28 protein-coding genes are annotated in these 26246 nt (G+C 68.3%); 7 read left to right on the top strand and 21 right to left on the bottom strand.

The window, feature by feature from the left end:
- Positions 1-115: 115 nt before the first annotated feature.
- The 3 genes from K2X73_RS03445 to K2X73_RS03435 form a co-directional block, all read right to left on the bottom strand.
- The gene (locus tag K2X73_RS03445; RefSeq protein WP_294108576.1) at positions 116-1924 is read right to left on the bottom strand and encodes a methyl-accepting chemotaxis protein; all 1809 of its coding nucleotides are present in this window, start codon (positions 1922-1924) and stop codon (positions 116-118) included.
- A 118-nt stretch (positions 1925-2042) separates the two neighbouring features.
- A complete protein-coding gene (locus K2X73_RS03440) occupies positions 2043-2618 on the bottom strand; it encodes a TetR/AcrR family transcriptional regulator (protein ID WP_294108575.1) in 576 nt (191 codons plus the stop codon).
- 52 nt (positions 2619-2670) lie between these two features.
- Positions 2671-3219, bottom strand: coding sequence for a carboxymuconolactone decarboxylase family protein (locus K2X73_RS03435; protein WP_294108573.1), 549 nt, complete (start codon positions 3217-3219; stop codon positions 2671-2673).
- 256 nt (positions 3220-3475) lie between these two features.
- On the opposite strand from K2X73_RS03435, the gene K2X73_RS03430 reads away from it, so the two are divergent.
- Positions 3476-4003, top strand: a complete 528-nt coding sequence (locus K2X73_RS03430; RefSeq protein ID WP_294108570.1) for a gamma carbonic anhydrase family protein — start codon at positions 3476-3478, stop codon at positions 4001-4003.
- Positions 4004-4038: 35 nt separating this feature from the next.
- On the opposite strand, the gene lpdA is transcribed toward K2X73_RS03430, so the two are convergent.
- From lpdA to K2X73_RS03365, 13 genes are all read right to left on the bottom strand, one after another.
- Entirely contained in the window at positions 4039-5433 is a 1395-nt protein-coding gene (gene lpdA, locus K2X73_RS03425) for a dihydrolipoyl dehydrogenase (RefSeq protein ID WP_294108568.1), read from the bottom strand.
- Complete coding sequence (locus K2X73_RS03420; RefSeq protein ID WP_294108567.1) at positions 5426-5740, bottom strand: DUF433 domain-containing protein; 315 nt, start codon at positions 5738-5740, stop codon at positions 5426-5428. The genes lpdA and K2X73_RS03420 overlap by 8 nt, the downstream gene beginning before the upstream one ends.
- A 33-nt stretch (positions 5741-5773) precedes the next feature.
- Positions 5774-6994 (bottom strand): 2-oxoglutarate dehydrogenase complex dihydrolipoyllysine-residue succinyltransferase, encoded by a 1221-nt coding sequence (gene odhB / locus K2X73_RS03415; protein WP_294108565.1) that lies wholly within the window; start codon positions 6992-6994, stop codon positions 5774-5776.
- Between the two features lie 18 nt (positions 6995-7012).
- On the bottom strand, positions 7013-9814 hold the full coding sequence (locus K2X73_RS03410; RefSeq protein WP_294108563.1) for a 2-oxoglutarate dehydrogenase E1 component: 2802 nt from the start codon (positions 9812-9814) through the stop codon (positions 7013-7015).
- Between the two features lie 155 nt (positions 9815-9969).
- Positions 9970-10323: a hypothetical protein gene (locus tag K2X73_RS03405; protein ID WP_294108561.1), complete on the bottom strand. Its 354-nt coding sequence runs from the start codon at positions 10321-10323 to the stop codon at positions 9970-9972.
- Between the two features lie 5 nt (positions 10324-10328).
- On the bottom strand, positions 10329-11213 hold the full coding sequence (gene sucD / locus K2X73_RS03400; RefSeq protein ID WP_294108560.1) for a succinate--CoA ligase subunit alpha: 885 nt from the start codon (positions 11211-11213) through the stop codon (positions 10329-10331).
- Positions 11214-11226: 13 nt separating this feature from the next.
- On the bottom strand, positions 11227-11655 hold the full coding sequence (locus tag K2X73_RS03395) for a PIN domain-containing protein (RefSeq protein ID WP_294108558.1): 429 nt from the start codon (positions 11653-11655) through the stop codon (positions 11227-11229).
- A complete protein-coding gene (locus K2X73_RS03390) occupies positions 11655-11930 on the bottom strand; it encodes a hypothetical protein (protein ID WP_294108557.1) in 276 nt (91 codons plus the stop codon). The genes K2X73_RS03395 and K2X73_RS03390 overlap by 1 nt, the downstream gene beginning before the upstream one ends.
- An 82-nt stretch (positions 11931-12012) precedes the next feature.
- Positions 12013-12975, bottom strand: a complete 963-nt coding sequence (mdh, locus tag K2X73_RS03385; RefSeq protein ID WP_294108556.1) for a malate dehydrogenase — start codon at positions 12973-12975, stop codon at positions 12013-12015.
- A gap of 140 nt (positions 12976-13115) precedes the next feature.
- Complete coding sequence (locus K2X73_RS03380) at positions 13116-14576, bottom strand: M20/M25/M40 family metallo-hydrolase (protein ID WP_294108553.1); 1461 nt, start codon at positions 14574-14576, stop codon at positions 13116-13118.
- Positions 14577-14593: 17 nt separating this feature from the next.
- A complete protein-coding gene (zapE, locus tag K2X73_RS03375; RefSeq protein WP_294108551.1) occupies positions 14594-15712 on the bottom strand; it encodes a cell division protein ZapE in 1119 nt (372 codons plus the stop codon).
- A gap of 169 nt (positions 15713-15881) precedes the next feature.
- Complete coding sequence (locus K2X73_RS03370; protein WP_294108549.1) at positions 15882-16286, bottom strand: PaaI family thioesterase; 405 nt, start codon at positions 16284-16286, stop codon at positions 15882-15884.
- Positions 16287-16350: 64 nt separating this feature from the next.
- Positions 16351-17136 (bottom strand): succinate dehydrogenase iron-sulfur subunit, encoded by a 786-nt coding sequence (locus tag K2X73_RS03365; RefSeq protein ID WP_294108547.1) that lies wholly within the window; start codon positions 17134-17136, stop codon positions 16351-16353.
- A gap of 227 nt (positions 17137-17363) precedes the next feature.
- On the opposite strand from K2X73_RS03365, the gene K2X73_RS03360 reads away from it, so the two are divergent.
- Positions 17364-18107: an SDR family oxidoreductase gene (locus tag K2X73_RS03360; protein ID WP_294108544.1), complete on the top strand. Its 744-nt coding sequence runs from the start codon at positions 17364-17366 to the stop codon at positions 18105-18107.
- Positions 18108-18128: 21 nt separating this feature from the next.
- Here K2X73_RS03360 and K2X73_RS03355 read toward each other — a convergent pair whose 3' ends face one another.
- Positions 18129-18923, bottom strand: coding sequence for an SDR family oxidoreductase (locus K2X73_RS03355; protein WP_294108542.1), 795 nt, complete (start codon positions 18921-18923; stop codon positions 18129-18131).
- Positions 18920-19534, bottom strand: a complete 615-nt coding sequence (locus K2X73_RS03350; protein ID WP_294108540.1) for a glutathione S-transferase family protein — start codon at positions 19532-19534, stop codon at positions 18920-18922. The genes K2X73_RS03355 and K2X73_RS03350 overlap by 4 nt, the downstream gene beginning before the upstream one ends.
- An 83-nt stretch (positions 19535-19617) precedes the next feature.
- Here K2X73_RS03350 and K2X73_RS03345 point away from each other — a divergent pair, with 83 nt between their 5' ends.
- From K2X73_RS03345 to K2X73_RS03325, 5 genes are all read left to right on the top strand, one after another.
- On the top strand, positions 19618-21141 hold the full coding sequence (locus K2X73_RS03345) for a class I adenylate-forming enzyme family protein (RefSeq protein ID WP_294108538.1): 1524 nt from the start codon (positions 19618-19620) through the stop codon (positions 21139-21141).
- Entirely contained in the window at positions 21138-21908 is a 771-nt protein-coding gene (locus K2X73_RS03340) for a thioesterase family protein (protein WP_294108536.1), read from the top strand. Before K2X73_RS03345 ends, K2X73_RS03340 begins: the two co-directional genes overlap by 4 nt.
- Before the next feature lie 113 nt (positions 21909-22021).
- Positions 22022-22753, top strand: a complete 732-nt coding sequence (locus tag K2X73_RS03335) for an EF-hand domain-containing protein (RefSeq protein ID WP_294108534.1) — start codon at positions 22022-22024, stop codon at positions 22751-22753.
- An 80-nt stretch (positions 22754-22833) separates the two neighbouring features.
- Positions 22834-23553 (top strand): response regulator, encoded by a 720-nt coding sequence (locus K2X73_RS03330; protein ID WP_294108533.1) that lies wholly within the window; start codon positions 22834-22836, stop codon positions 23551-23553.
- The gene (locus tag K2X73_RS03325; protein WP_365980264.1) at positions 23550-24902 is read left to right on the top strand and encodes an ATP-binding protein; all 1353 of its coding nucleotides are present in this window, start codon (positions 23550-23552) and stop codon (positions 24900-24902) included. The genes K2X73_RS03330 and K2X73_RS03325 overlap by 4 nt, the downstream gene beginning before the upstream one ends.
- A 148-nt stretch (positions 24903-25050) precedes the next feature.
- On the opposite strand, the gene K2X73_RS03320 is transcribed toward K2X73_RS03325, so the two are convergent.
- Genes K2X73_RS03320 through K2X73_RS03310 form a run of 3 tightly spaced genes read right to left on the bottom strand, consistent with a single transcriptional unit; the run spans position 25051 to position 26156 of the window.
- Positions 25051-25626: a uracil-DNA glycosylase family protein gene (locus K2X73_RS03320; protein ID WP_294108531.1), complete on the bottom strand. Its 576-nt coding sequence runs from the start codon at positions 25624-25626 to the stop codon at positions 25051-25053.
- Positions 25623-25979: a DUF488 family protein gene (locus K2X73_RS03315; protein ID WP_294108529.1), complete on the bottom strand. Its 357-nt coding sequence runs from the start codon at positions 25977-25979 to the stop codon at positions 25623-25625. The genes K2X73_RS03320 and K2X73_RS03315 overlap by 4 nt, the downstream gene beginning before the upstream one ends.
- A gap of 27 nt (positions 25980-26006) precedes the next feature.
- The gene (locus K2X73_RS03310) at positions 26007-26156 is read right to left on the bottom strand and encodes a hypothetical protein (protein WP_294108527.1); all 150 of its coding nucleotides are present in this window, start codon (positions 26154-26156) and stop codon (positions 26007-26009) included.
- Positions 26157-26246: the final 90 nt, after the last annotated feature.

The following is a 26246-nucleotide window of genomic DNA, read 5'->3' as shown; positions in this document are numbered from 1 at the left end:
AAAATTTCGCGGCCGCATCGATGCTTATTTTCAGTCCTGGCAAGAAGATACGGAGCGCGCCACCGGCACGCCCCGTAGATTCACCGCAGAATTTGCGCGCTGATAGACGCGATCGTCAGAACTCGTTCCAATCCTCGCGACTCGCGGTGGCGACGCGCCGCCCATCGGCGGTCGCCAATTGCGGCGCGCGCTTGGCCGCACGGGGCGCGACCACCGGCGCGGGCGCTTCATCGAGCATGAAGCGCGAGACAAGCTGCTGGAGTTCCTCGGCCTCGCTCGACAGGCTGCGCGCCGCCGCCGTCGCTTCCTCGACCATCGCCGCGTTCTGCTGCGTCACCCGGTCCATGCCCGCGACCGCGGCGTTCACCTGTTGCAGGTTGCTCGCCTGTTGCTCGGCCGAATCGGCGATCGTGCCGACCATGGTGCTCACCGCGCTCACCTGCTCGACGATGCGCGCCAGGATCGCGCCGCTTTCGCGCACCCGGCTGACGCCCGCACCGACCTGTTCGGTCGACGCCGCGATCAGCGCCTTGATGTCCTTGGCGGCATCGGCCGAGCGCTGGGCGAGCGCGCGCACCTCGGTCGCGACCACCGCGAAACCCCGCCCCGCGTCACCCGCGCGCGCCGCCTCGACGCCGGCGTTGAGCGCGAGCAGGTTGGTCTGGAAGGCGATGCCGTCGATCACATTGGTGATCTGCGCGATCTCGCGCGAGCTGGCCTCCAGCTTGTCCATCGCCGCGACCGCGCGCTCCACCGCCTCGGCGCCCTGATGCGCCTCGGTCTGGGCGATGTGGATCGCGCCGCTCACGTCGCCCGCCCCTTGCGCGGTGGTGCCGACCATCATCGTCACCTGGCTCATCGCCGCGCTGGTCTGTTCCAGCGTCGCGGCCTGCTGCTCGGTGCGCCGCGCGAGATCGTCGGACGCCGCGCGGATCTGGGTCGCGCCGCTGCTGACGCTCTGCGCCGAATGCGCGACCGAGCCCATGATGTCGGCGAGCTGCGCCATCGTCTGGTTGAAGCCTTGGCGCAGCGCTTCATAGGCGCTGGCGAACGGCGCGGTGATGCGGTGGTGGAGCTTGCCGGCGGCGAGCGCCTCCAGCCCGTCCGCCAGTTCGCGCACGACCAGCTGCTGCTCGGCCTGGTGGCGCGCCTGCGCCTGGCCGGCTTCGCGGAACACCTCGATACTGCGCGCCATCACCCCGATCTCGTCGGCGCGGGCGGTGCCTTCGGGCGCCTCGTTATAGTCGCCGCCGGCCATGCGCTCCATCAGGTTGGCGGTCGCGGCGATCGGGTTGATCACCGCGCGCAACAGATAGAAGACGGCGCCGGCGAGCAGCGCGATCAGCACCAGGCCGACCAGCGCCATCGCGACCATCGTGATCTGCATCACCCGGTCGCCCTGCTCGCTGAGCTGGGTGCGCAGCGCGGTGCCGGTCGACATCACGCCCTCATTGGCCTTCTGATGCGCGACGAAAGCGGCTTCGAGCCGGCCATAGCTCGCGTCAATCGCCGCCCGATCGCCGCGCGCGACCGCGGGAAGGAAATTGCTGTCGACCTCGTTCCAGAAGACGCGCCCGGTCTCGACATCGCGGGCGATCGCGGCCTTCACCTCGCCGGGGAAAGGCGCGGCGCCGAAGCGCACATCATTGTCGGTGAATGCCTTTTTCTGGCTTTCGAGCAGCGGGCGCATCTCGCTGAGCAGCTGCGGAGCGCGCGCCAGGCGGGTAACTTCGACGAAGGGCTCCGCCACGTAGAGCGTGGTCGGCGCGACCTCCACGAGTAAATCGTTTGCAAGCTGGTTCTGGCGGTGGACCGGTCCGCCAACGCGGATCTGGTCGATCCCGAAGCCCATGCCCGCGCCCGATAGCGCGACCGCGCCGATGAGGAAGGCGCCGCCGAGCTGCCCTTTACGCTTGATCCACATATGCCAGTGTCCCCTGCCCAGGAGCGGGCTTCCGATGGGCTGACACTGGGACAACTACTGTAAACAACCTTGGAAGAATTCGATTGTAAACTGCCCGAAATGGGTAAGTTGGGGATGTTCAATCGCCCGTCAGATCGCGTTCGATCCGCGCCAGCTCGGCGACGAAGCGCGCGCGGTCGTCCAGTGCCCGCGCGATCATCAATCCGCCCTCGATCCGGCTGACCGCGGCGAAGGCGCGTGCCTCGGCCGCGTCGGGCGCGGCGCCAGTGGCGACCAGCGCCTCGGCGAGTGCGGCGAGCCAATCGCGCAACAGCGCCGCCAGGCAGGCGCGGGTGGCGGCGGGGGCGTCGCTCAAGGTCATCGCCGCGATCGGGCACGGCGCCTCGCCACCGGCATAGAGCGCATCGACCGCCGCGATCATCGCGCCGATCCGCCTCGCCCGGTCAACCGGCGCGCCAAGCGGGGCGATCACCAGCGCGCGCACCCGCGCCGCCGCGCGCTCGGCCACCGCGAGCGCCATATCGTCCTTCCCGCCGGGGAAATAGTGATAGAGGCTCGACTTGCCGAGGCCGGTTTCGCGCGACACATCGCCGATCGACACCGCCTCGAACCCGCCGGTCCGGAACAGGGCATAGAGCCGGTCGAGCAGCGCCTCGCGCGCGTCATTGGCTGGTTTGGGCGCGGTGGTGGGCATGGTCGGTCTCTTGGCGGCGAGGGGCGGGTGTGTTCCGCCCCCGCCATTTCGGTCAGGCCGCGACGGCTTCGACCTGGGGGAAGTCCACGTCGGTCTTGAACACCTCATTCACATAGTTGGTGAAGGTGTTGAGCACGACATGGGCGATGATTTCGAGCAGTTCGGCATCGCTATAGCCAGCGGCGCGCACCGCTTCCAGCTGAGCCTCGCTCACCCCGCCGCGCGCGGTCGCGACCTGGCGCGCGAAGGTCAGCGCGGCGTCGAGCTTGGCATCGTGGGAGCGGCCCTGGCGCGCGGCCTCGATCGTCTCGGCATCCAGCTTCAGCAGCTGGCTGGCGAGGAAGCTGTGCGCGGCGTTGCAATAAGTGCAGTCGTTCACCGCCGCCACGGCGAGCGCGATCTGCTCGCGCAGCGCGGGCTTCAGCATGCCCTTGCCGAGCGCACCGCCCAGCGAGAGCAGCCCTTCGAGCGTCTGCGGGCTGGTGCTGACCAGGCGGTGGAGATTGATCGACTTGCCGAGCGCCGCCTTCGCCTGGGCGAGCAACGGCTGCGCGGCTTCGGGAGCGTCTTCGATCGTGGCGGGATAAGCGATGCAGGCCATGGAATTACCTTTCGAATGATCGGTCGGGGTCCGGCATGGGACCGATCCGATGGCGGCGATATAGTTTGTACCGATCGTTCGGTACAGGAGGTAAAATTTGGATGGTCGAAAGATTCCCTCCCTCCGTCTCGGTGATCCCCAAGGCATCGCGCCGATGGATCGACGGCGCGGATACCGCTCGCGGGCGGCGCGGTTGCGCCGCCGCGCGCCGCCGGGCAGGGTCGGCCAAGGTCATGCCGGGTGATGGGAGAGAGCGATGCCGCTTTATGAGATCGACGGGAAACGCCCCGTGCTCGATGCCGAAGGCGGCTGGGTCGCGCCGAGCGCCGATCTGATCGGCGATGTCCGGCTCGGCGCCTGGGCGAGCGTGTGGTTCGGCGCGGTGATCCGCGGCGACAACACCCCGATCCTGGTGGGGGCGCGCAGCAATGTGCAGGAAGGCGCGATGCTCCATTCGGACCCCGGCGCGCCGCTAACCATCGGCGCGGGCTGCACCATCGGCCACCACGCGATCCTGCATGGCTGCACGATCGGCGACGATACGCTGATCGGGATGGGGGCGATCATCCTCAACCGCGCGGTGATCGGCGAGGGCTGCATCGTCGGTGCCGGCGCGCTGGTGACCGAGGACAAGAGCTTTCCCGCCGGCAGCCTGATCCTCGGCAGTCCGGCGCGGGCGGTGCGTTCGCTGGACGCGGCGGCGACGGCGCTGCTCGCGGCATCGGCGGCGCATTATGTGGAGAAGGCGCGGGCGATGGCGGCGGGGTTGCGGCGCGTGGATTGAGCGGGCGAGCGGGGCACGACCCGCCCGCCCGCGCGTCAGATATGGATCGGCTTGCCCGTCACCGCCATCGCCGCTTCCTTCAGCGCCTCGGCATGGGTCGGGTGGGCGTGGCAGGTATAGGCGATGTCCTCGCTGGTCGCGCCGAACTCCATCGCCTGCGCGGCCTGCGCGATCATCGTGCCGCCGACGCTCGCGATCACCCACACGCCCAGCACCCGATCCGACTTTTCGTCGGCGATCACTTTCACGAAGCCGTCGGGCTCGTGATTGGTCTTGGCGCGGCTGTTGGCGAGCATCGGGAATTTGCCGACCTTCACGGCCCCGCGCTCCTTCGCCTGTTCCTCGGTCAGGCCGACGCCGGCGATTTCGGGGAAAGTGTAGACCACGCTCGGGATGATGTCGTGGTTCACGATCCCGGTGAGCCCGGCGATATTCTCGGCGACCGCGATCCCCTCATCCTCGGCCTTGTGCGCGAGCATCGGCCCCGGCACGACATCGCCGATCGCCCAGACGCCCGGCACCGGGGTGCGGAAATGATGGTCGATCTCGATCTGCCCGCGCTGATTGGGGGCAAGGCCGATCGCCTCCAGGTTCAGCCCTTGGGTGTTGGCACGTCGCCCGATCGCGACGAGCACCGCTTCGGCCTCGATCGTCTCGCCCGCGCCGCCGGCGGCGGGTTCGATCGAGACCCGCGCCTTGCCGCCTTCGACCTTCACGCCCGTCACCTTGGTCGACAGGCGGAACTCGAAGCCCTGCTTCTTGAAGATCTTATTGGCTTCCTTGCGCACTTCGCCGTCGAAGCCGGGCAGGATCTGGTCGAGATATTCGACCACCGTCACCTTGGCACCGAGCCGGCCCCAGACGCTGCCGAGTTCGAGCCCGATCACCCCGCCGCCGATCACCACCAGCCGCTCGGGCACTTTCGCCAGTTCGAGCGCGCCGGTGGAGTCCACCACCACCTGCTGGTCGATCTCGACTCCCGGCAGCGGGGTTACCGACGAGCCGGTGGCGATGACGATGTTCTTCGCCCGCACCCGCTCCCCGCCGACCTCGACCGTGCTCGCATCGACGAACGACGCGTGGCCCTTCAGCCAGGTGACCTTGTTCTTCTTGAACAGGAATTCGACACCGCCGGTGAGCTGCTTCACGGCATCGCGGCGCTGGCCATGCATCGCTTCCAGATCGAGGCTCAGCCCTTGCGTCTTGATCCCCATCTTGGCGAGCGCGCCCGTCGCCGCTTCACGGTAGAATTCGCTCGCGTGGAGCAGCGCCTTGGAGGGGATGCAGCCGACGTTGAGGCAGGTGCCGCCCAGCGTCTCGCGCGCCTCGGCGCAGGCGGTCTTAAGGCCGAGCTGCGCCGCGCGGATCGCCGCGACATAACCGCCGGGGCCAGCGCCGATCACCAGGACGTCATAGTCGAAATCAGCCATTTGTATCTCCAGACCCTATTGCGGCGTGTTCCAAGTTCGTCGGCTTCGAACGGCTCGGATCACCTTTCAACCGGTTGCGCTTAGCGGCGACGAGGTCGCGGACGAAGCCCATCATCGCCATCAGTTCAGCCTTGGTGACGCCAGGATAGGTCTTGATGATCTCGTCGAAATTCGCGCCGCCTTCGATCATCGCCAACAGCAAGTCGATATAGAGCCGCGTTCCCGCGATCCGCACCTTACCCATGCAAACCTCCGGGTCGGTGACGATGATACCGTCCCACGGAGTTCGATTAGGCGCCTTGCTCACGGGAAAATCCTCGCTGCAGCCGAGCAAGCCGGATCACAAATCGATCAGCAGCCGGGTCGGGTCCTCGATAGCATTTTTGAGCGCGACCAGGAACGTCACCGCCTCGCGGCCGTCGATCAGGCGGTGGTCGTAGCTCAGCGCCAGGTACATCATCGGGCGGATCACGATCTGCCCGTCGCGCACCACCGGACGGTCCTCGATGCGGTGGAGGCCCAGCACGGCGGACTGCGGCGGGTTGATGATCGGGGTGGACATCAGCGAGCCGAACACGCCGCCGTTCGAGATGGTGAAGGTGCCGCCCTGCATCTCCTCCAGCTTCAGCGTGCCCTCCTTGGCGCGCTTGCCGAAATCGCCGATCGTCTTTTCGATCTCGGCGACCGAAAGCTTGTCGGCATCGCGGATCACCGGCACCACCAGTCCCTGCGGCGCCGACACCGCGACCGAGATATCGGCATAGTCGCGGTACACGATCTCCTCGCCCTCGATCGAGCCGTTCACCGCCGGAATGTCGCGCAGCGCGAGGCACGCGGCCTTCACGAAGAAACCCATGAAGCCCAGGCGCACGCCGTGCTTCTTTTCAAACAAGTCCTTGTAGCGCGCGCGCGCTTCCATCACCGCGCTCATGTCCACATCGTTGAACGTGGTGAGCATCGCGGCGGTGTTCTGCGCTTCCTTCAGCCGGCGCGCGACCGTCTGACGCAGCCGCGTCATCCGCACGCGCTCCTCGCGGCGGGCGCCGGTCGGCGCGCTCGGGGCGGGCGCGGGCGTAGGCGCGGGGGCGGCGGGCGCGGGGGCGTGCGCCGCGGCAAGCACGTCTTCCTTGGTCAGCCGGCCATCCTTGCCGCTGCCCTGCACGGTCGCGGGATCGACCCCGGTCTCGATCACCGCGCGGCGCACCGAGGGCGAGAGCGCCGCGGCCGCTTCGGCGCGGGCGGTGGCGGAGACGGCGGCGTCATCGGCGGGCGCGGCGGCGGCCGGGCTCGGCGCGGGGGCCGGGGCAGGCGCGGCGGCGGCGCCACCCGCCTCCACCGTACCGATCATCGCGCCGACCTGCACCGTGTCGCCCACCTTCACCGCGTGCGGCCCCATGACGCCGGCCACCGGCGCGGGCACTTCGACCGAGACCTTGTCGGTCTCCAGACTCGCGACCGGCTCATCGGCCTTCACCGGATCGCCCGGCTGCTTCAGCCATTCGCCGAGCGTCGCTTCGGTGATCGATTCGCCCAGCACGGGCACTTTGATTTCGGTTGCCATGATCGTTCCTCGTGCGGGTTAATGCTGCATCCGGCGGATTTCGTCGCGCACGCTGTGGCCCAGCGCATCGGCGACGAGCGCGCCCTGTTCGAGCTGGTGGCGCTTGGCGAGCCCGGTCGCGGGCGAGGCAGCGGCGGCGCGGCCGGCATAGCGCGCGCGCTTCGGCCCCACCCCGGCTTCGGCGAGGCATTCCTCGATGAACGGCTCGACGAAGAACCAATAGCCGTTGTTCTTTGGCTCTTCCTGCGCCCAGACGACCTCTTCCAGATTGACCATGCGCTTCAGCCGCACGACCAGCGGCTCGCCCGGGAAGGGATAGAGCTGCTCGATGCGGACGATCGCCGTCTCGGTATCGCCGGCCGCGTCGCGCGCCTCGATCAGGTCATAAGCGACCTTGCCGGTGCACAGCACCAGCCGCTTCACCGCCTCGTCCGCCGGCGCGCGCGGGTCGGAAAGGATGCGGCGGAAATGGCTTTCGCCCTGGAAGTCGGCCGCGCTCGACACCGCCATCTTGTGCCGCAGCAGCGACTTGGGGGTGAAAACGATCAGCGGCTTGCGGAAGTTGCGATGCATCTGCCGGCGCAGCAGGTGGAAATAATTGGCCGGCGTGGTGCAGTTCGCCACCTGCATATTGTCCTGCGCGCACAGCTGCAGGAAGCGTTCGGGCCGCGCGCTGCTGTGCTCCGGCCCCTGGCCTTCATAGCCGTGCGGCAACAGCATCACCAGGCCATTGGCGCGCAGCCACTTGGCTTCGCCCGCGGCGATGAACTGGTCGATCATGATCTGCGCGCCGTTCATGAAGTCGCCGAACTGCGCCTCCCACAGCACCAGCGTCTTGGGGTCGGCAAGGGCATAGCCATATTCGAACCCGAGCACCCCATATTCGCTCAAGGGCGAGTCGAGCACTTCGAACCGGCCCTGGTCGATCGTGCCGAGCGGGATGAATTTATGCTCGTCGCGCTGATCGACCCACACGGCGTGGCGCTGGCTGAAGGTGCCGCGCCCCGAATCCTGGCCGGAAAGGCGCACGCCATAGCCTTCATAAAGCAGCGACCCGAAGGCGAGCGCTTCGCCGGTCGCCCAATCGAACCCCTCGCCCGTCTGGAACATCGTGCGCTTGGCATCGATCACGCGGGCGAGCGTTTTGTGGATGTTCACGCTGTCCGGCACCGTCGTCAGCACCCGGCCGATCGCATCGAACAGCTTGGTATCGATGCCGGTTTCGATGTTGCGCCGCGCCGTCTCCGGATCGGCCGGGGCGTGCAGGCCTGACCAGCGCCCGGCGAACCAATCGGCCTTGTTGGGCTTATAGCTCTGCCCCGCCTCGAACTCGCCTTCGAGCAGCAGGGTGAATTGCTGCACCTTCTCATCGATCCAGGCCTGATCGATCACGCCTTGCGCGATCAGCTTCTGGCCATAGACTTCGCTCACCGGCGGATGCTTGCGGATGCGCTCATACATCAGCGGCTGGGTGAAGCTTGGCTCGTCGCCTTCGTTATGGCCGAAGCGGCGGTAGCACCACATGTCGATCACCACGTCGCGGTGGAAGCGCTGGCGATATTCGATCGCCATCTTGCAGGCGAAGGTCACCGCTTCGGGATCATCGCCGTTCACATGGAAGATCGGCGCCTGCACGCCCTTCGCCACGTCGCTGGGATAGGGCGAGGAGCGCGCGAATTGCGGCGAGGTGGTGAAGCCGATCTGGTTGTTGATGACGAAATGGATGCAGCCACCGGTGTTATAGCCGTTCAGCCCCGAAAAGCCGAAACATTCCCAAACGATCCCCTGCCCCGCGAACGCCGCATCGCCATGGATGAGCACGGGGAGCGACGCGGCATGTTCGTCCAGATCACCCGCGATCGTCTGGATCGCGCGCGTCTTGCCGAGCACCACCGGATCGGCGGCTTCGAGGTGCGACGGGTTGGCGACCAGCGACATATGCACGCTGATCCCGTCGAACTCGCGGTCGGTGGAGGTGCCGAGGTGATATTTCACGTCGCCCGAGCCGCCGACATCGTCCGGGTTCTGCGAGCCGCCGCCGAATTCGTGGAAGATCACCCGCAGGGGCTTGGCCATCACGTTGGCGAGCACGTTGAGCCGCCCGCGATGCGCCATGCCGTAGACGATCTCGCGCACGCCATATTGGCCGCCGTACTTGATGATCGATTCGAGCGCCGGGATCATGCTCTCGCCGCCATCGAGCCCGAAGCGCTTGGTGCCGACATATTTCTTGCCGAGGAAACGCTCCCACTGCTCGGCCTCGATCACCTTGTTCAGGATCGCGCGCTTGCCGTTGGGGGTGAATTCGATCGCCTTGTCGCGGCCCTCCATCCGGTCTTGCAGGAAGCGGCGCTCCTCGACATCGGCGATGTGCATATATTCCAGGCCGACATTGCCGCAGTAATTGGCGCGCAGAATGTCGACCAGCTCGCGCACCGTCGCGGTCTGCAGCCCGAGCGCGCCGCCAAGATAGATCGGGCGATCGAGATCGGCGCCCGAAAAGCCGTGAAATTCGGGCGTCAGGTCCGCCGGCAGCTCCTGCTTGGCGATGCCGAGCGGATCGAGCTTGGCCGCCAGATGCCCGCGCACCCGGTAGGTGCGGATCAGCATCATCGCGCGGATCGAGTCCTCGGAGGCGCGGGTAACGTCGACCCCGCCCGCGGGCACGGGCGCGGGCGCGGGCTTGGCGCCACGATCGGGCTTGGGCGCGGGCGCCATCTGGGTAGGATCGAGCGCGGCGGTGCGCTCATCGGTATCGGCGATCGGCCAGCCGGCGCGCGCCCAGCTGGGCCGATATTCGGGTTCGAAGCTGCTATCCATCTCGATCACTCCACACCTTCGAAACGCCCCCGGACCGGAGCCCGCCCCCGATCGTCGTCAATAAGCCGGTGGACACACGCGGGCTCCCGCTTATTGGCCGGATTTTGCGATTTCCGGCCGTTTGTTTCATCCCGCCGCCGGCCCGGCATCCCTCCTTACGCCACTGGCTCGGGCAGCCAAGCCAGCGCCGCCGCCTTCAATGGTTCAACGAACTCGATCGGATTGGCCGCTTTCTCGAAACAGATCGAGGCATGGCCATCAGGCAGATCGATCACCAGCTGATGGAAATTGCCATAGCCGACGATCACGAACGCCGCGCCACCGCAATCGATGTCGCCGCGCTGGCGCGCGAGCGTGAGCAGGGTGGGATTGACGAGCAATTCTTCGTAACGATCGCTCTCGCCCGCCGAGGCGCCGGCGATGCCACCCCGCTGGCGGCTCGCCAGCACGCCGCCGCGATACAGCGCGACATAGCGGATCGCCGGCGAAAGTTCGAAGAACGCGTCCATTCTCTTCAGCCCTTCAACACCTCGACGAGCGTCGAGCCCAATTCGCTCGGGCTGGCGGCGACGCGGATGCCCGCGGCTTCCATCGCCGCGATCTTGTCCTCGGCGCCGCCCTGCCCGCCCGAGACGATCGCGCCGGCATGGCCCATCCGCCGCCCCGGAGGCGCGGTGCGGCCGGCGATGAAGCCGACCATCGGCTTCTTGCGGCCGCGCTTGGCCTCGTCTTTCAGGAACTGGGCGGCCTCCTCCTCGGCCGAGCCGCCGATTTCGCCGATCATGATGATCGACTGGGTCGCCTCGTCCGCCAGGAACAGTTCGAGCACGTCGATGAAATTGGTGCCGTTCACCGGATCGCCGCCGATGCCGACCGCGGTCGTCTGACCAAGCCCGGCGTTCGAGGTTTGGAACACCGCTTCATAAGTCAGCGTGCCCGAGCGCGAGACGACACCGACCGAGCCCTTCTTGAAGATGCTGCCCGGCATGATGCCGATCTTGCATTCCTCCGGCGTCAGCACGCCGGGGCAGTTGGGACCAATCAGCCGCGACTTGGAGCCGCTGAGCGCGCGCTTCACCTTCACCATGTCGAGCACCGGAATGCCTTCGGTGATCGTCACGATCAGCGGCACTTGCGCGTCGATCGCCTCCAGGATCGAGTCCGCGGCGAAGGGCGGCGGCACGTAGATCACGCTCGCGGTCGCGCCCGTCTTGGCAACGGCTTCATGGACGGTGTCGAACACCGGCAGCCCGATATGCTCGGTCCCACCCTTCCCCGGGGTGACGCCACCGACCATCTGCGTCCCATAAGCAAGCGCTTGCTGGGTGTGGAAGGTGCCGGTCTCCCCGGTCATGCCCTGGGTGATGACCTTGGTATTCTTGTCGACGAGGATGCTCAACAGTCGCTCCTGATCAGTGAGGAAGGTTCTTGAATGGGTTGATCACGGTGACATCGCCGTAACGCTGCCCGTCGTTCAGGTCTTCGGTATAGAGCAGGTCGGCATCGGCATGATGCGCGGCAGCCAGGATTGCCCCATCCCAATAGCTGATCTGGTAACGCCGCGCGAGCGCCGCTCCCGCCCCGACCAGCCGCGCATCGACCGCCACGCACGGCTGGATGGCGATACGATCGAGCCATTCCTCGGCCTCCTCGATCGGCAACCGATAGGGCCCGTCCTTCACCGCATTGTGATAGAATTCGGCGAGCACCTGCCCCGATACCGAAAAGTCGTGACCGCCGATCAGATCGAGCGCGACGGGACGTTTCAGCGCATCGACGCCTTCCAGCTTGGTCCGAGCGGCGTAAAGCAGCACGTTGGTATCGAAGAACAGGCCCGCCATCAGATCTTGTTCAACCGGTCGAAGCGAGGACCAGAATAGCAATCCTCGCGGTTCCACTTCCACCCACCCTGGCCTTGGGGATCGTCGTTCGCCATATTCTGCCGGCCTTTATCCGCCATCCACGCCCGCGCCTGTCGCCGCCGTTCGGCAAGCCCGGTCTTCTCCTCCATGAATTCGCGGATGAGCGCATTCACCGTCGTACGTTCCTCGGCGGCGACGATCCGGAAGCTTGCCAGCAAGTCCTCCCTGACGGTGATGGTCACGTTCTTGTTCATACCGGCGCTCCACGGTTACACAGGATATGTGTAAGGTGTGTTTCCGACGGTTTCATGTCAAACGGCTGCGATCGTGCCACGCCTAGGCCAGGCTCGGCTCGATCCCTTTGCACGCCACCAGCAGCTCCTTCACCGCATCGACCGAGACCTGGAAATTGGCCTTCGCGGTTTCGTCCAGCGCGATCTCGACGATCTGCTCCACCCCGCCCGCGCCGATCACGCAGGGCACGCCGACGTAAAGGTTATCGACCCCGTATTGGCCGGTGAGATGCACCGCCGCCGGCAGCAGGCGCTTCTGATCGAACAGATAGCTCTCCGCCATCGCGATGCCGCTCGTCGCGGGCGCGTAATAAGCCGAGCCGGTCTTGAGCAGCGCGACGATCTCGCCACCGCCCGAGCGGGTGCGCTGGACGATCGCGTCGATCCGCTCCTGGGTCGAGCGGCCCATCTTGATCAGGTCGGGCACGGGGATGCCGGCGACGGTCGAATATTGCACCACCGGCACCATCGTGTCGCCGTGGCCGCCGAGCACGAAGCTCGTCACGTCCTGCACCGAAACGCCGAATTCCTGGGCAAGGAAAGTCGAGAAGCGCGACGAGTCGAGCACGCCCGCCATGCCGACCACCTTGTTATGTGGCAGGCCGGAGAATTCGCGCAGCGCCCACACCATCGCGTCCAAGGGATTGGTGATGCAGATCACGAACGCATCGGGGGCGTGCGCGGCGATCCCCTCGCCCACCGCCTTCATCACCTTCAGGTTGATGCCGAGCAGATCGTCGCGGCTCATCCCCGGCTTGCGGGCGACACCGGCGGTGACGATGCACACATCGGCGCCGGCGATATCGGCATAATCATTGGTGCCGGTGATCGACGCTTCGAACCCTTCCACCGGCCCGCACTGCGACAGATCGAGCGCCTTGCCCTGCGGCACGCCCTCCACCACGTCGAACAACACGACATCGCCGAGCCCCTTGAGCGCCGCGAGATGGGCGAGGGTGCCACCGATGTTACCCGCGCCGATGAGAGCGATTTTCTTGCGCGCCATGTTGTCTCCTTTACGCGGCGATACCACGACGGGGCCGCCGCAAGCCGATGGGAACGCCGCCGACTTAAGCCGTCAGGCGGCGCGGGGCAACGCCCGAAATGCGGGCTGACAGCGTTTACCGCCGGGCGGTCGTTCGAGGCCTATTTGCCTGCCATTTCGCGCACCAGGATCATCCAGTGCTTGACCGTGTCGTCGAGTGCCGCGACCGGCAGCCGCTCGTCCTTGCCATGCGCGCGCAGATCGACGGGCACCCGCACCCACGCCCCGTTCGCGCCGTAAATCGGCATCCCGGTGGTGCGGAACGGGCGCGCGTCGCTCGCCCCGGTCGACATTTCGGGGGTGATCGGCATCCCCGGATGCAGCGTGCGAACCGCCTTGGTGAAGGCCGCCGTCACATCGGGACGCAGCGGCGAGGCGAGCGAGGCGACATAGGGGTCGTTGCGCGTCACCTTCACGCCCGGCCCGGCGATCCGCTGCAACTCGGCGAGCGTGTCATTGGGATCGACGCCGGGGAAGATGCGGCAATTGACCATCGCCCGCGCCAGCTGCGGCAGCGCGTTATCGGCATGGCCGGCGAACAGCCGCGTCGCGACGCAGCGGGTACGGGTGAGGCCGGTTTCGCTCTCGTCCGCCTCGATCGCATCGGCGGCGGCGGCGTCGTTGGGGTCCTTCAGCCAGCGCCGGATCGCCTCGGCGAGCGCGGGATCGGCCGATTGCGCGCGCACCGCGAAATAGGCGCGCGTCGTCTCGTTCTGCATCGGCGTGAAGCGATAGGCCTCCAGCCGCTCCAGCGCGTGCGCGAGTTCGTAGATCGCGTTGTCCTTGCGCGGCTTGGACGAGTGGCCGCCGCGATTGGTGACGGTGAAGGTATAGCCGGCGAAGGTCTTTTCGGCGGTCTGGAGCGCGGCGGCGACCGGCTTGTCGTCAGGCGTCACCCCGATACCGCCGCCATCGGCGTTCAGCCCCAGCTCGGGATTGCCCATCAGCGCGCGCCATTCGCCCGCGCCCTTCACGGCGCCGATACCGTTGGTTTCCTCGTCGCCGGTGAAGAACACGACGATGTCGCGCTGCGGCTTGAACCCGGCCGCCTTCAGCTGGATCAGCGCGCGCGACACGCCGGTGATCCCGTCCTTCATGTCGATCGTGCCACGGCCGTAATAATAGCCGTCGCGCTCGGTGAGGACGAAGGGATCGGTGGTCGAATCCTCGCGCTTGGCCTCGACCACGTCCATATGGCCGAGCAGCATCAGCGGCGCCTTGGTCGCCTTGCCGGCGGCGGGCCAGCGCACCATCAGCGCGGCGGTCTTGTCCTTCTGGGTGCCATCGGCGTTGGTGGTGTCATAAGGCAGCACGCGGACATCGGCCTCGGCGAAGCCCGCCTTGCGGAACTCGCTCGCCAGGTAATTCGCCATTTCCGGCACCTTGCCGCGGCCGATCACGGTGGGGGTGTTCACGATCGTCTGGAACATCGCCTTGGTCGCGGCGCTATCGGCGGCGGACATCGCGGGCGCCGCCTCCTCGCGCGCGGCGGCGCCGGCGGGGACGGTGGCGGCGGGCACGGCGATCAGCGCCCCGGCGGCGAGCAGCAACGTCTTGGTCATGAATCCCTCCCTTTTGATCACAACCTAGCGACGCCGTGGCCGCGGGCAAGATAATCGTCGGACTGCATCTCCTGCAGCCGGCTCACCGTGCGCTCGAACTCGAACGCGCCATCGCCCGCGACATAGAGCGCCTCGGGCCGGGCATCGGCGCCGGCGATCAGCTTCACATTATGTTCGTAGAGCGCGTCGATCAGCGTCACGAAGCGCGCCGCCTCGTTGCGGTTCTCCGGCCCCAGGCGGGGGATGCCGACCAGGATGACGGTGTGGAAGCGCCGCGCGATCGCCAGATAATCCGCGGCGCCGCGCGCCTCGGCGCACAGCTTCTTGAAGCTGAACACCGCGACCCCCTTCAGGCTCTTGGGCACGTGGAGCGTGCGCGCGCCGGGCAGCGCCAGCTCTTCGCTGGGCACATGGGCGCGGTCCTCGGGGGGATAGTCGGTAAGCGCGAAAAAGGCGGCGGAGAGCGCCTTGGTCGTCGCCTCGCCATTGGGGCTGTACCACAATTGCATCGCGCCGAGCCGGTCGCGCCGGTAATCGACCGGGCCATTGAGGCCGATCACCTCGCAGCGTTCCTCCAGCAGCGCGATGAAGGGCAGGAAATGCTCGCGGTTGAGCCCGTCCTTATAAAGGTCGCCCGGCGCGCGGTTGGAGGTCGCGACCACCGTCAGGCCGCGCGCCCACATCGCGGTGAACAGCCGCGACAGGATCATCGCATCGGCCGAATTATTCACCACCAGCTCGTCGAAGGCGAGCAGCCGGCTTTCCCCCACCATCGCCTGCGCGACCGGCACGATCGGATCGCCGGCTTCCTTCTTGCGCTCCTCGGCGATGCGGGCGTGCACTTCGAGCATGAATTCGTGGAAATGGACGCGGCGCTTGCGGCGAATATTCAGGCAGCCGAAGAACAGGTCCATCAGCATCGATTTGCCGCGCCCCACCCCGCCCCACAGGTAAAGCCCGCGCGGCGGCTCGGGCGTGCGGCCAAGCGCGCGCCACAGCACCGACCCGCGCTTGGGCGTCGCCTCCAGCGCGGTGGCGAGCGCGGCGAGGCGCAAGGCGGCCGCCGCCTGCTCGGGATCGGGGCGCAGTTCGCCGGCGGTGACGAGCGCGTGGTAGCGATCGAGGACAAAGGTCATGGGGTGGCTATCGCCCGCAAGAGGCCAAGCTCCTCCCCCAGAGGGAGAGGTGGCAGCGCGCAGCGCTGACGGAGGGGTATCGCCACCTGAGCAAGCGGGGACACCCCTCCACCATCCTTCGGATGGTCCCCCTCCCCTTGCAGGGGAGGAGCTGCGGTGTCTTGCCCCCTCAACGCGAGGGCTTCCGGATCGTGCCCGAAAAGGCCAGCACCGTCTCGCTCGGTTCGTCCACCGGCTGGACGATCAGCCCGCGCAGGAACAGCAGCCGGCCGGTCTCGCGGAGCAGCTCGACGCGTGCCTCGATCGGCGCTTCGATCTCGGCGCGGCCGATGAACTGGGCGTTCAAGTCGAGCGTCACCGCCGTCCCCGCCTCGATCAGCCCGAAGCCGCGCGCGGCGGCGAAGATCGCCATGTCGACAAAGCCGAGCAGCGCCCCGCCATGCACCTTGCCCGAAAGGTTCGCGTGGAGCGGGCGCGGCGTCATCCGCACGCGGGCGATGCCGTCTTCCACCTTCAGCAGGAACGGCCCGAACAGCGCGTTGAAGCGCGATCGGTCGGCCAGCTCCCATGTCATCCAGCCGGGATGATCGGGCGCCTCGACATAGCGAAAGGCCGGTGCCGGCTGATCCCCGCCCAAGTTACTGCGCGCGTTCGAACTGCAGCTTCTTGATCTCGGCGATCGCCTTGGCCGGATTGAGCCCCTTGGGGCAGACATTCGCGCAGTTCATGATCGTGTGGCAGCGATAGAGGCGGAACGGGTCTTCCAGCTCGTCGAGCCGCTCGCCGGTCATCTCGTCGCGGCTGTCGGCGAGCCAGCGATAGGCCTGGAGCAGGATCGCCGGCCCCAGGAACTTGTCGCTGTTCCACCAATAGCTCGGGCAGCTGGTCGAGCAGCAGGCGCACAGGATGCACTCGTAAAGACCGTCGAGCTTGGCGCGATCGTCGGGCGATTGCAGCCGCTCCTTGCCGGCGGGCGCCGGGGTCACCGTCTGCAGCCACGGCTTGATCGAGGCGTATTGCGCGTAGAAATGGGTAAAATCGGGGACGAGATCCTTGATCACGTCCATCGCCGGCAGCGGGGTGATGCGGATGTCGCCCTTGATGTCCTCGATCGCCGTCGTGCAGGCGAGGCCGTTCTTGCCGTCGATGTTCATCGAGCAGGAACCGCAAATGCCCTCGCGGCACGAGCGGCGGAACGTGAGCGTCGAATCCTGTTCGGCCTTCATCTTGATGAGCGCGTCGAGCACCATCGGGCCGCATTCGTCGAGGTTCACCTCGAACGTGTCGTAGCGGGGATTCTCGCCGCTATCGGGATCGAAGCGATAGATTTTGAAGGTCTTGATGCGCTTGGCGTCGCCGGTCGCCTTATGGGTCTTGCCGTTGTTTTTGATCTTGCTGTTGGGGGGCAACAGGAACTCGGCCATCGCTTTCACCTTCTACATGCCGGCGCCGCGGACGGTGCCGCCTGGGGAGCAGATACACAGCGCTCGCCCCCCTTTCAAACCCCGGGTTCAAAAATCGCTCATGCTCGGTCGGCACCCGGACGCGAGCCAGGCTTGGGCGCGGCCAAGCAATCCTTGGCCCCAGGCGATTGATCCTGAAGGCGCCCACGCCAAACTGGGGCGGACCACGAAACGAGGAGGCGGTACTCATGAGCAAGCGTCTGCAAGGCAAGAAGGCTTTCGTCACCGGCGGATCGCGCGGCATCGGCGCGGCGATCGCGCGGCGGCTGGCGGCGGAAGGCGCCGATGTCGCGATCACCTTCGCCGGCAACCAGGCGGCCGCCGACGCGACCGTCGCCGCGCTCGCCGCCGAGGGCGTGCAGGGCTTCGCGCTCCAGGCCAACGCCGCCGATCCGCAAGCGGCGGCGGGCGCGGTGCGCAGCGCGGCCGAGCGGCTCGGTGGGCTCGACATTCTCGTCCATAATGCCGGCGTCGCCACCTTCGCGCCGATCGGCGAGGCGGGCTTCGACGAGTTCCGCCGCCAGTTCGGGGTGAATGTCGACGGCATCTACGCCGCGACCGAAGCGGCGCTGCCCACGCTCCGCGACGGCGGGCGCATCCTGATCATCGGCAGCATCAACGCGCACTGGATGCCCTTCCCCGGCGGCGCGATCTATGGCGCGACCAAGGCAGCGGTCGCGGGCCTCGCGCGCGGCTGGGCGCGCGATCTGGGCGGGCGCGGCATTCTGGTGAACGTGATCCAGCCGGGACCGATCGACACCGATCTCAACCCCGCGCAGGGTCCGTATGGCGCCGTGCTGGCGCCGTTGACCGCGCTCAAGCGCTACGGCACCGCCGACGAGGTCGCCGCGCTCGCCGCCTTCCTGGCGAGCGACGAGGCGAGCTACATCACCGGCGCGACGATCGACATCGACGGCGGCGCGGCGATCTGAGGCGACGCGGCGGGAGGGGCGCTACCCCTCCCGCCCCGACCGGCGCGACAGGCCCACGTCGAGGTGCGCCCCCGCGTCGATCAGCAGCGTTTCGCCGGTGATCGCGCGCGCGGCGGGATCGAGCAGGTGGACGATCGGCGCGGCCACCTCGTCCGGCCCGGTCGCCAGCGCCATCGGCGTCGCCGCCGCGATGCGCTCGTTCAACCGGGCGAAGCCTTCCGCCCCCAGCCGCTTCTCGAACCAGCCGGTGCCGACATAGCCCGGCGCCACCGCGTTCACCCGGATCGCCGGGGCGAGCGCACGGGCAAGGCTTTGCGTCATCGTCAGCAACGCGCCCTTCGACGCGGCATAGGCGACCGACGAGCCGATGCCGAACACCCCGGCGACCGACGCGACATTCACCACCGCCCCCGCGTCGCCCGCGCGCAGATCGGCCTCGCACGCGCGCACCATCTGGAAGGCGGCGATCACGTTCAGCCGGTAGATGTCGATGAAATCGTCGCCCGAAAGCGCGCCCAGATCCTCGTGGTTGGCGAATTTGGTGCGGCCGGCATTGTTGACCAGGAAGTCGACCCGCCCGAACGCCGCGCGCGCGGCCGCGGCGAGCGCGTGGCACGCCGCGTCGTCGACGATGTCGGCTTGCACCGCGATCGCGTTCCCCAGCTCGGCGGCGAGCGCTTCGGCCTCGTCGCGGCTATGGGCGTAGTTGATCACGCAGCGCACCCCGCGCGCGCTCAGCCGGCGCACCACCGCCGCGCCGATGCCGGTGCCGCCGCCGGTGACGATCGCGACGCGGCCTTCGAAATCCGCGTTCATGCCGCGGCACTGGGCCGGGTGGAGACGCGCTCATACCAGGCGCCGAGCCCCGCCAGCTCCGCGGCCGGGCCGACGCCGACGAAACGCGCGAAATCGACCATCGTCAGCAGCACGATATCGGCCATGGTGTAATCGCGCCCCGCCAGGAACGGACGATCGCCCAGGATCGTGTCGAAATAGCCGAACGCGGCGGCCACCTTGGGCCGGTTGCTCTCGCCAAACTCCTTATATTGCGGCTGCACGACGCGCGCGGTGAAGGGATGGGTGTGCGCCCATACCATCGCCAGCGGCGTGCCGAGCCGGAACTCGGCGCGGCGGCACCACATATCGACCTCCGCGACGCCCTTCGGCCCCTTGCCGAACAGCGGCTTGTCGGGGTTGAGCGCTTCGAGAAAGCGGCAGATCGACAGGCTCTCGGTGATCACCTCGCCATCATCGAGCTGGAGCGCCGGAATCTGGCCGAGCGGGTTGACCGCCAGATATTCGGCCGAGCGGTGCTCGGCGTCCCGAATCGAGAGCTCGCGGGTGGGAATCTTCAGCCCTTTTTCGGCAAGATAGATGCGCACGCGGCGCGGATTGGGTGCCGGCGCGGGCGCGTCGAACAGCAGCAATTTTCCCTCCCTAGCGTTTTTCGAATATCGCGTATGGCAATTCCGACTTAGCTCGCCTAGCAATTTGCAAAACAGGGGACGCTATGGACGCCGCCACGACGCTTGCCCGTAGTTTCGCAACACTGCCCGAACTGGTGGCGCTTCATGCCCGGGAGCGGGGCGATAAGCCAGCGCTGATCGCCGATGGGGGTACGCTCGATTACGCCGGGCTCGATCGCGCGATGGACCGGGTGGCGGCGGCGCTTCAGCGCGATGGCCTCGCGCGCGGGCAGGCGGTCGCGATCTGCGGCGCGGCGGGGCTCGATTATGTCGCGGTGTTCCTGGGCACGCTGCGCGCCGGCGGCGCCGCCGCCCCGCTCGCCCCCAGCGCCACCCCGGCGCAGCTCGCGGCGATGATCGCCGATTCGGGCGCCGATCATGTGTTCGTCGATGCCGCGTCGCGCCAGGCGCTCAGCGATCAGGCGATCGCGGCGCGGCTGATCGAGCTTGGCAGCCCCGAATTTCGCGCGTGGCTCGCCGCCCCTGGCCACGCGCCGCACCCGGTGGAGATCGCGCCGGCCGATCCGTTCAACATCATCTATTCCTCGGGCACCACCGGCACGCCCAAGGGCATCGTCCAGAGCCACGCGATGCGCTGGGCGCATATCCACCGCAACGCTGGCGCGGGCTTTGGCGAGGCGGTGACGATGGTCGCGACCCCGCTTTATTCGAACACCACCCTGGTCGTGTTCCTGCCGACGCTCGGCTGGGGCGGGACGGCGGTGGTGATGGCCAAGTTCGACGCGCGCCGCTTCCTCGACCTCGCGCAAAGCCACCGCGCGACGCACACGATGCTGGTGCCGGTGCAATATCAGCGGCTGATGGCGGTTCCGGATTTCGATGCGTTCGACCTGTCGAGCTTCCGGCTGAAAACCTGCACCTCGGCCCCCTTCTCCGCCGCGCTGAAGGCTGAGGTGGTGCGGCGCTGGCCGGGTCTGCTGGTCGAATATTACGGCATGACCGAGGGCGGCGGGACGACGATGCTCAACTGCACCGCCCACCCGACCAAACTCCACACGGTGGGCATACCGGTCGAAGGGCATGACATCCGCCTGATCGACGAATCGGGCCGCGAAGTGCCGCCGGGCGAAACGGGCGAAGTGGTCGGGCGATCGCCGGCGATGATGAACGGTTATCACCGCCGCGAGGAAGCGACCCGCGCCGCGGAATGGTTCGATGGCGAGGGCCGCCGTTTCATCCGCCACGGCGATCTCGGCCGGTTCGACGCGGACGGCTTTCTGGTGCTGATGGACCGCAAGAAGGACGTGATCATCTCCGGCGGGTTCAACATCTATCCGCTCGATCTGGAGGCGGTGCTGGTGCAGCACCCGCAGGTGGCCGAATGCGCGGTGGTGGGGGTGCCGAGCGCCGATTGGGGCGAAACCCCGGTCGGCTTCTTCGTGCCGACGACGCCCGCCGCCGATCCCGCCGCGATCCTCGCCTGGGCCAACGCGCAGCTGGGGCGCACCCAGCGGTTGCACGCGCTGCGCGCCGTCAGCGAACTGCCGCGCAGCGCGATCGGCAAGGTGTTGAAGCGCGACCTGCGCGACGCCTGGAGCCCCGCATGACGACGCTCGCCGAAATCCTCGCCGATCGCACGCCGATCTGCGGCGGCTTCCAATGCCGCATCCCCGCCGACTGGATGCAGGGCCGCACCAGCTTTGGCGGCCTGTCGAGCGCGATCGCGCTGCAGGCGGCCTTGCTCGCGGAGCCCGATCTGCCGCCGCTCCGTTCGGCGCAGATCGGCTTTGTCGGGCCGCTGGCGGGCGAGGTGAACGTCACCGCGCTGAAGCTGCGGCGTGGGCGCAACGCCGCCTTTCTGCAGGCCGATGTCGCGAGCGAGGCGGGGCTTGGCCTGCGGGCGATGTTCGTGTTCATGCGCGATCAGCCCTCGGCGGTCGATCTCACCGCGCCGACGGTCCCGCACCGACCGCCCCCGCAAGGAACGAAGCTGTGGAGCGGGCCGGAGGGTTTCTTCGCCGCCAATATGGAGTTTTACGACCCCAAATTTCCCGGTCTCGCCTCGGCCGAACTGATGCGCTGGGGCCGGATGAAGGCGCATGAAGGGCTCGACCCGTTCATCCATGTGGTGACGATGGCCGACGCGCTGCCGCCCGCGCCGATCCGGCTGCTCAACCCGCGCACCCCGCTCAGCTCGCTCACCTGGCAGATCAACCTGCTCACCCCTTCGCCCGCCACCACCGACGGCTGGTGGCTGATCGGCGCGAAGGCCGAACACGCGCGCGGCGGCGGATCGAGCCAGATGATGCGGCTGTGGAACGCCGACGGGGTGCCGATCGCCGAGGGCACGCAGAGCGTGGCGCTGTTCGGGTAGCAGGCCCGCGCTCGCCACGACAAATTGCGACAATATCGCCCAGCCGTGACACAGCGCGGCGACAGCGCGGCGGCATCAGCAGGACAACAGGGATCTTCCTCGAAAGGATGCCGATGAACCGTTTCCTCCTCGCCGTGCTGATGAGCGGACTGGCCGGCGCCACCGTCGCGGTCGCCCAGACGGGTACGGGCACGCCGCCCGCGCCGCCCCCGCCGCCGCTCCAGGGTGATCCACATGGTGATCGCGCGGTCAGCCGCGCCGACTTCCTCGCCGAGGCGGCGCGCCATTTCGACGCGATGGACACCAACAAGGACGGCGTGCTCAGTCGCGACGAACGCCGCGCCTGGCACGACGCGCATCGGCGCTTCGGCCCAGGTGGTCCTGGTGGTCCCGGTGGTCCCGGCGCGGATGGTCCACCGCCGCCGCCCGGTGACGCCCCGCCACCCCCGCCGCCCGGCCAGGGCTTTGGCGGGGCTGGCTTCGGGGGCCCGCTCGGGATGCTCCAGCGGCTCGATCGCGATGGCGACGGCAAGGTGACCCGCGCCGAATATGAAGCCCCCTTCGCGCTGCTCGACACGAACAAGGATGGCGTGATCGACCAGACCGAGTTGGCCGCCGCGCCGCAAGGCCCGGGCGGCGGCGGGCGGTTGCGTCGGCTCGACCGCGACGGCGATGGCAAGATCAGCCGCGCCGAATATGCGATGATCTTCGATCGGCTCGACACCAACAAGGACGGCGTCGTCGACGCGAGCGAGGTGGCGGCGCTGCGCGCGCGCTTCGGCGGCGGGCGCTTCGGCGGGCGGCGCTTCGGGCGCGGCGGGCTGGACCAGCCCCAGGGCGAATGACCCAAACCGGGTGCCGCGCCCAAGCCGTCGCGCGGCGCCCGGCAATTCCCAACCCCCTTCCGCCCCGGTAAAGCCCGATCATGGCCGATCTGCCCCATCTGCTTCTGGTCGATGACGAGCGCTCGATCCGCGAGCCGCTCGCGCATTTCCTCGTCAAGCAGGGGTTCCGCGTCACTCAGGCGGGCGACGCCGATCAGGCGCGCCAGCGGCTCGCCGCCTATGCGATCGACCTCGTCATCCTCGACATCATGATGCCGGGCGAGGACGGGCTGTCGCTCACCCGCCATATCCGCGCGACCAGCGAGCTGCCGGTGATCCTGCTCACCGCGAAAAGCGAGGAGACCGATCGCATCGTCGGGCTGGAAATGGGCGCGGACGATTACGTGGTGAAGCCCTTTTCGCCGCGTGAACTCGCGACCCGCGCCAAGGTGGTGCTGCGCCGGGTGGCGGCGGGCGGCGCGCGGCTCCACGCGCCCGAGGCGGGCAGCTATGGCTTCGCCGGCTGGGTACTCAAGACCGGCGAACGCGCGCTGATCGACCGCGAGGGCGTGTCGGTCGCGCTGTCCACCGGCGAGTATAACCTGCTGCTCGCGCTGGTGCAGCGCCCGCGCCAGGTGCTGACGCGCGACCAGCTGCTCGATCTGACCCAGGGGCGCGAGGCGGGGCCGTTCGACCGCGCGATCGACAACCAGGTCAGCCGCCTGCGCCGCAAGATCGAACCCGACCCCAAGGCGCCCGAAATCATCAAGACGGTGTGGGGCGGCGGCTATACGCTCGCCTGCGAAGTCACCAAATTGTGAACGGGTTGCAGCGTTTCGCGCCGCGCAGTCTTGGCGGGCAGATCGCGCTGCTGATCGCCGCCGCGCTGCTGATCGCGCAGGCGATCAACTTCGCGATCATCTTCCAGGGGCGCCGCGCGGTGCGGTTGCAGGTGGTGGTGCAGCCGGTCGTGACACGCGTGATCGACGCCGAGGAGCGGATCGCGGGCGGGCGCTTCCGCCCCGGGCCGCGGGCGCGGGTGCGGCTGGAGGCGGCGAACCCGATCGCCGGCAGCACCAGTCGCGAAGTGGCGGTCGAACAGGCGTTGCGCGCCGAACTCACCGATGCCGGCTTTCGCCCGCGCTCGATCGTCACCCAGGTGCAGCCGATCGCAGCCGACGACCCGCGCCTTACCAGCCTGCCGCCGCGCCAGGCCCGGCGGTTGCGCCGCGCGGGGCACGAACTGGTGATCGCGATCGAGCGGCCGACAGGCAATTGGCTGGTGCTGCGCAGCTTCTGGCCGCGCGGCGACGGCCCACTGATCGCGACCCTGCTGATCCAGACGCTGATCCTGTACCTCGCGCTGCTGCTGCCGCTGCTCTGGGCGACGCGGCGCATCTCCGGCCCCTTGCGCTCGCTGGCGAGCGCCGCGCGCCGCTTCCAGCCGGGCGACAGCGAGCCGCCGATCGAGGAGCGCGGCCCCTATGACGTGCGCGCGCTGATCGCCGCGTTCAACCAGTTGCGCGGCCGGGTGGGCGCGATGCTGGAGGAAAAGGACCGGATGCTGGGCGCGATCGGCCACGATTTGCGCACCCCGCTCGCCGCCCTGCGGGTGCGGATCGAATCGGTGGAGGACGAGACCGATCGCGCGAAAATGGCCGAGACGATCGACGAGATGAGCAAGACGCTCGACGACATCCTCTCGCTCGCGCGGCTGGGGCGGTCGAGCGAACCGCCGGTCGCGACCGATCTCGGCGCGCTGGTCGAGGCGGTGGTCGATGATTTTCAGGCGTTGGGCGCGGCGGTGACGCTCGCCGAGGTGCCGCGCGTCCGGCTGAAGCTGCGCCCCGCGCTGATGCGCCGGGCGTTGCGCAATCTGATCGACAATGCGGTGAAATATGGCGGCCGCGCGGAACTTTCGGTGGTGGTGCGGCCGGCGGAAGTCGCGATCCAGATCGTCGATGCCGGCCCCGGCATCCCCGAGGACCGGCTGGAGCATGTGTTCGATCCGTTCGTGCGGATCGAGGGATCACGCAACCGCGACACCGGCGGCGCGGGGCTGGGGCTGGCGCTCGCCCGCGCGATCGTGCGCGAGGCAGGCGGCGACATCGGACTGGAGAACCGCGCCGAGGGCGGGCTGGAAGCGACCGTGCTGCTGCCGCGACGGTGAGCGCGGCGGGCGCGGTCGTGCCGCGCTTCGACCCACCCCCAACCCCTCCCCTTCAGGGAGGGGAGGATGAAGCTCTCCTTAGCCCCTCCCTGAAAGGGAGGGGTTGGGGGTGGGTCCGACTAGCGCCCAAACCGAGCCATTCGCGCCCCTACCCCAGCGCCCGCCTTACCTCGGCCCGCAGCAAGGGTAGCGTCTCCGCCTCGAACCACGGATTGCGCCGCATCCAGCCGACCACGCGCCAACTGGGATGCGGCAGCGGGAAGATCGGCAGGAACTCGGCGGCGCGGCGGACCGCCTCGGTCATCGGCAGGCGCGTTGGAAGATAGGCTGCCTGCGCATGGATGCCGATCAACAGTCGCAGCCGCACCCCCGGCATCGCGCCGAGCAGCCGGGCGTGCCACAAGCGCGCGCATTCGGGGCGCGGCGGCAGATCGCCCCCGCCCTTCACCGCGCCCGGATAGCAGAACCCCATCGGCACGATCGCGAGACGTTCGGGGTCGTAGAATTCCGCCGCGCTCATCCCCAGCCAGCCGCGCAGCCGGTCGCCGCTCGCATCGGTCCACGGGATGCCGCTCGCATGGGCCTTGGTCCCCGGCGCCTGGCTGGTGATCAGCACGCGCGCGCCGCCGCCAATCTGCAGCACCGGGCGCGGCCCGAGCGGCAGATGCACCACGCAGTGCCGGCAAGCGCCGACTTCGGCGCGCAGGGCGGCAAGGTCGTTCAAGCGCGCTCGGCGAGCAGCGCGGCGAGCACGCGGGCCTGGTTATGTACCTCGTCCTTGGCGCCATAGAGCAAGGTCACCGGCCCCGCCGCCACCAGCGCGGCGAGCCGGTCGAGCGCCGCCACCCGCTCGGGCGCGGCGAGCTCGGCGCGGTAGCGCGCCTCGAACTCGCTCCACAGCGCGACCTGATGATGGAACCAGCGGCGCAGGCCGTCGCTCGGCGCCACGTCCTTCAGCCACAGGTCGACGGCGGCCGCCTCCTTGCTCAGTCCGCGCGGCCAGAGCCGATCGACCAGCACGCGGGTGCCGTCGTCGGCGGCGGGCGGGAGGTAGATGCGTTTCAGGCGGGGGACCATCCACCCCCTATAGCGCCGCGACGCGCCTCAGCGAAGCGCCCAGGCGGGCCAGGTGATGACGAACTGCGCCGCCGTCGCGACCGGCGATCCGGCGACCGTGCCTTCCGCCATGATGTCGTTCCAGCGGCAATAGGCCGCCAGCATGCCCACGATCAGATAGATGCCGATCAGAACCACGCGTCCGCCTCCCAGGCCCCACCGGGCACGGCGTACACAAGCCGCCCGGCGCGCGCCATCCGCGCGAGCGCGTAGCGGCCCCGTAAGGAA

Source organism: Sphingomonas sp., from assembly GCF_019746665.1.
In the GTDB taxonomy this organism is placed as follows: Bacteria; Pseudomonadota; Alphaproteobacteria; order Sphingomonadales; family Sphingomonadaceae; genus Sphingomonas.
This window is presented reverse-complemented; position numbering and strand designations above follow the sequence as displayed.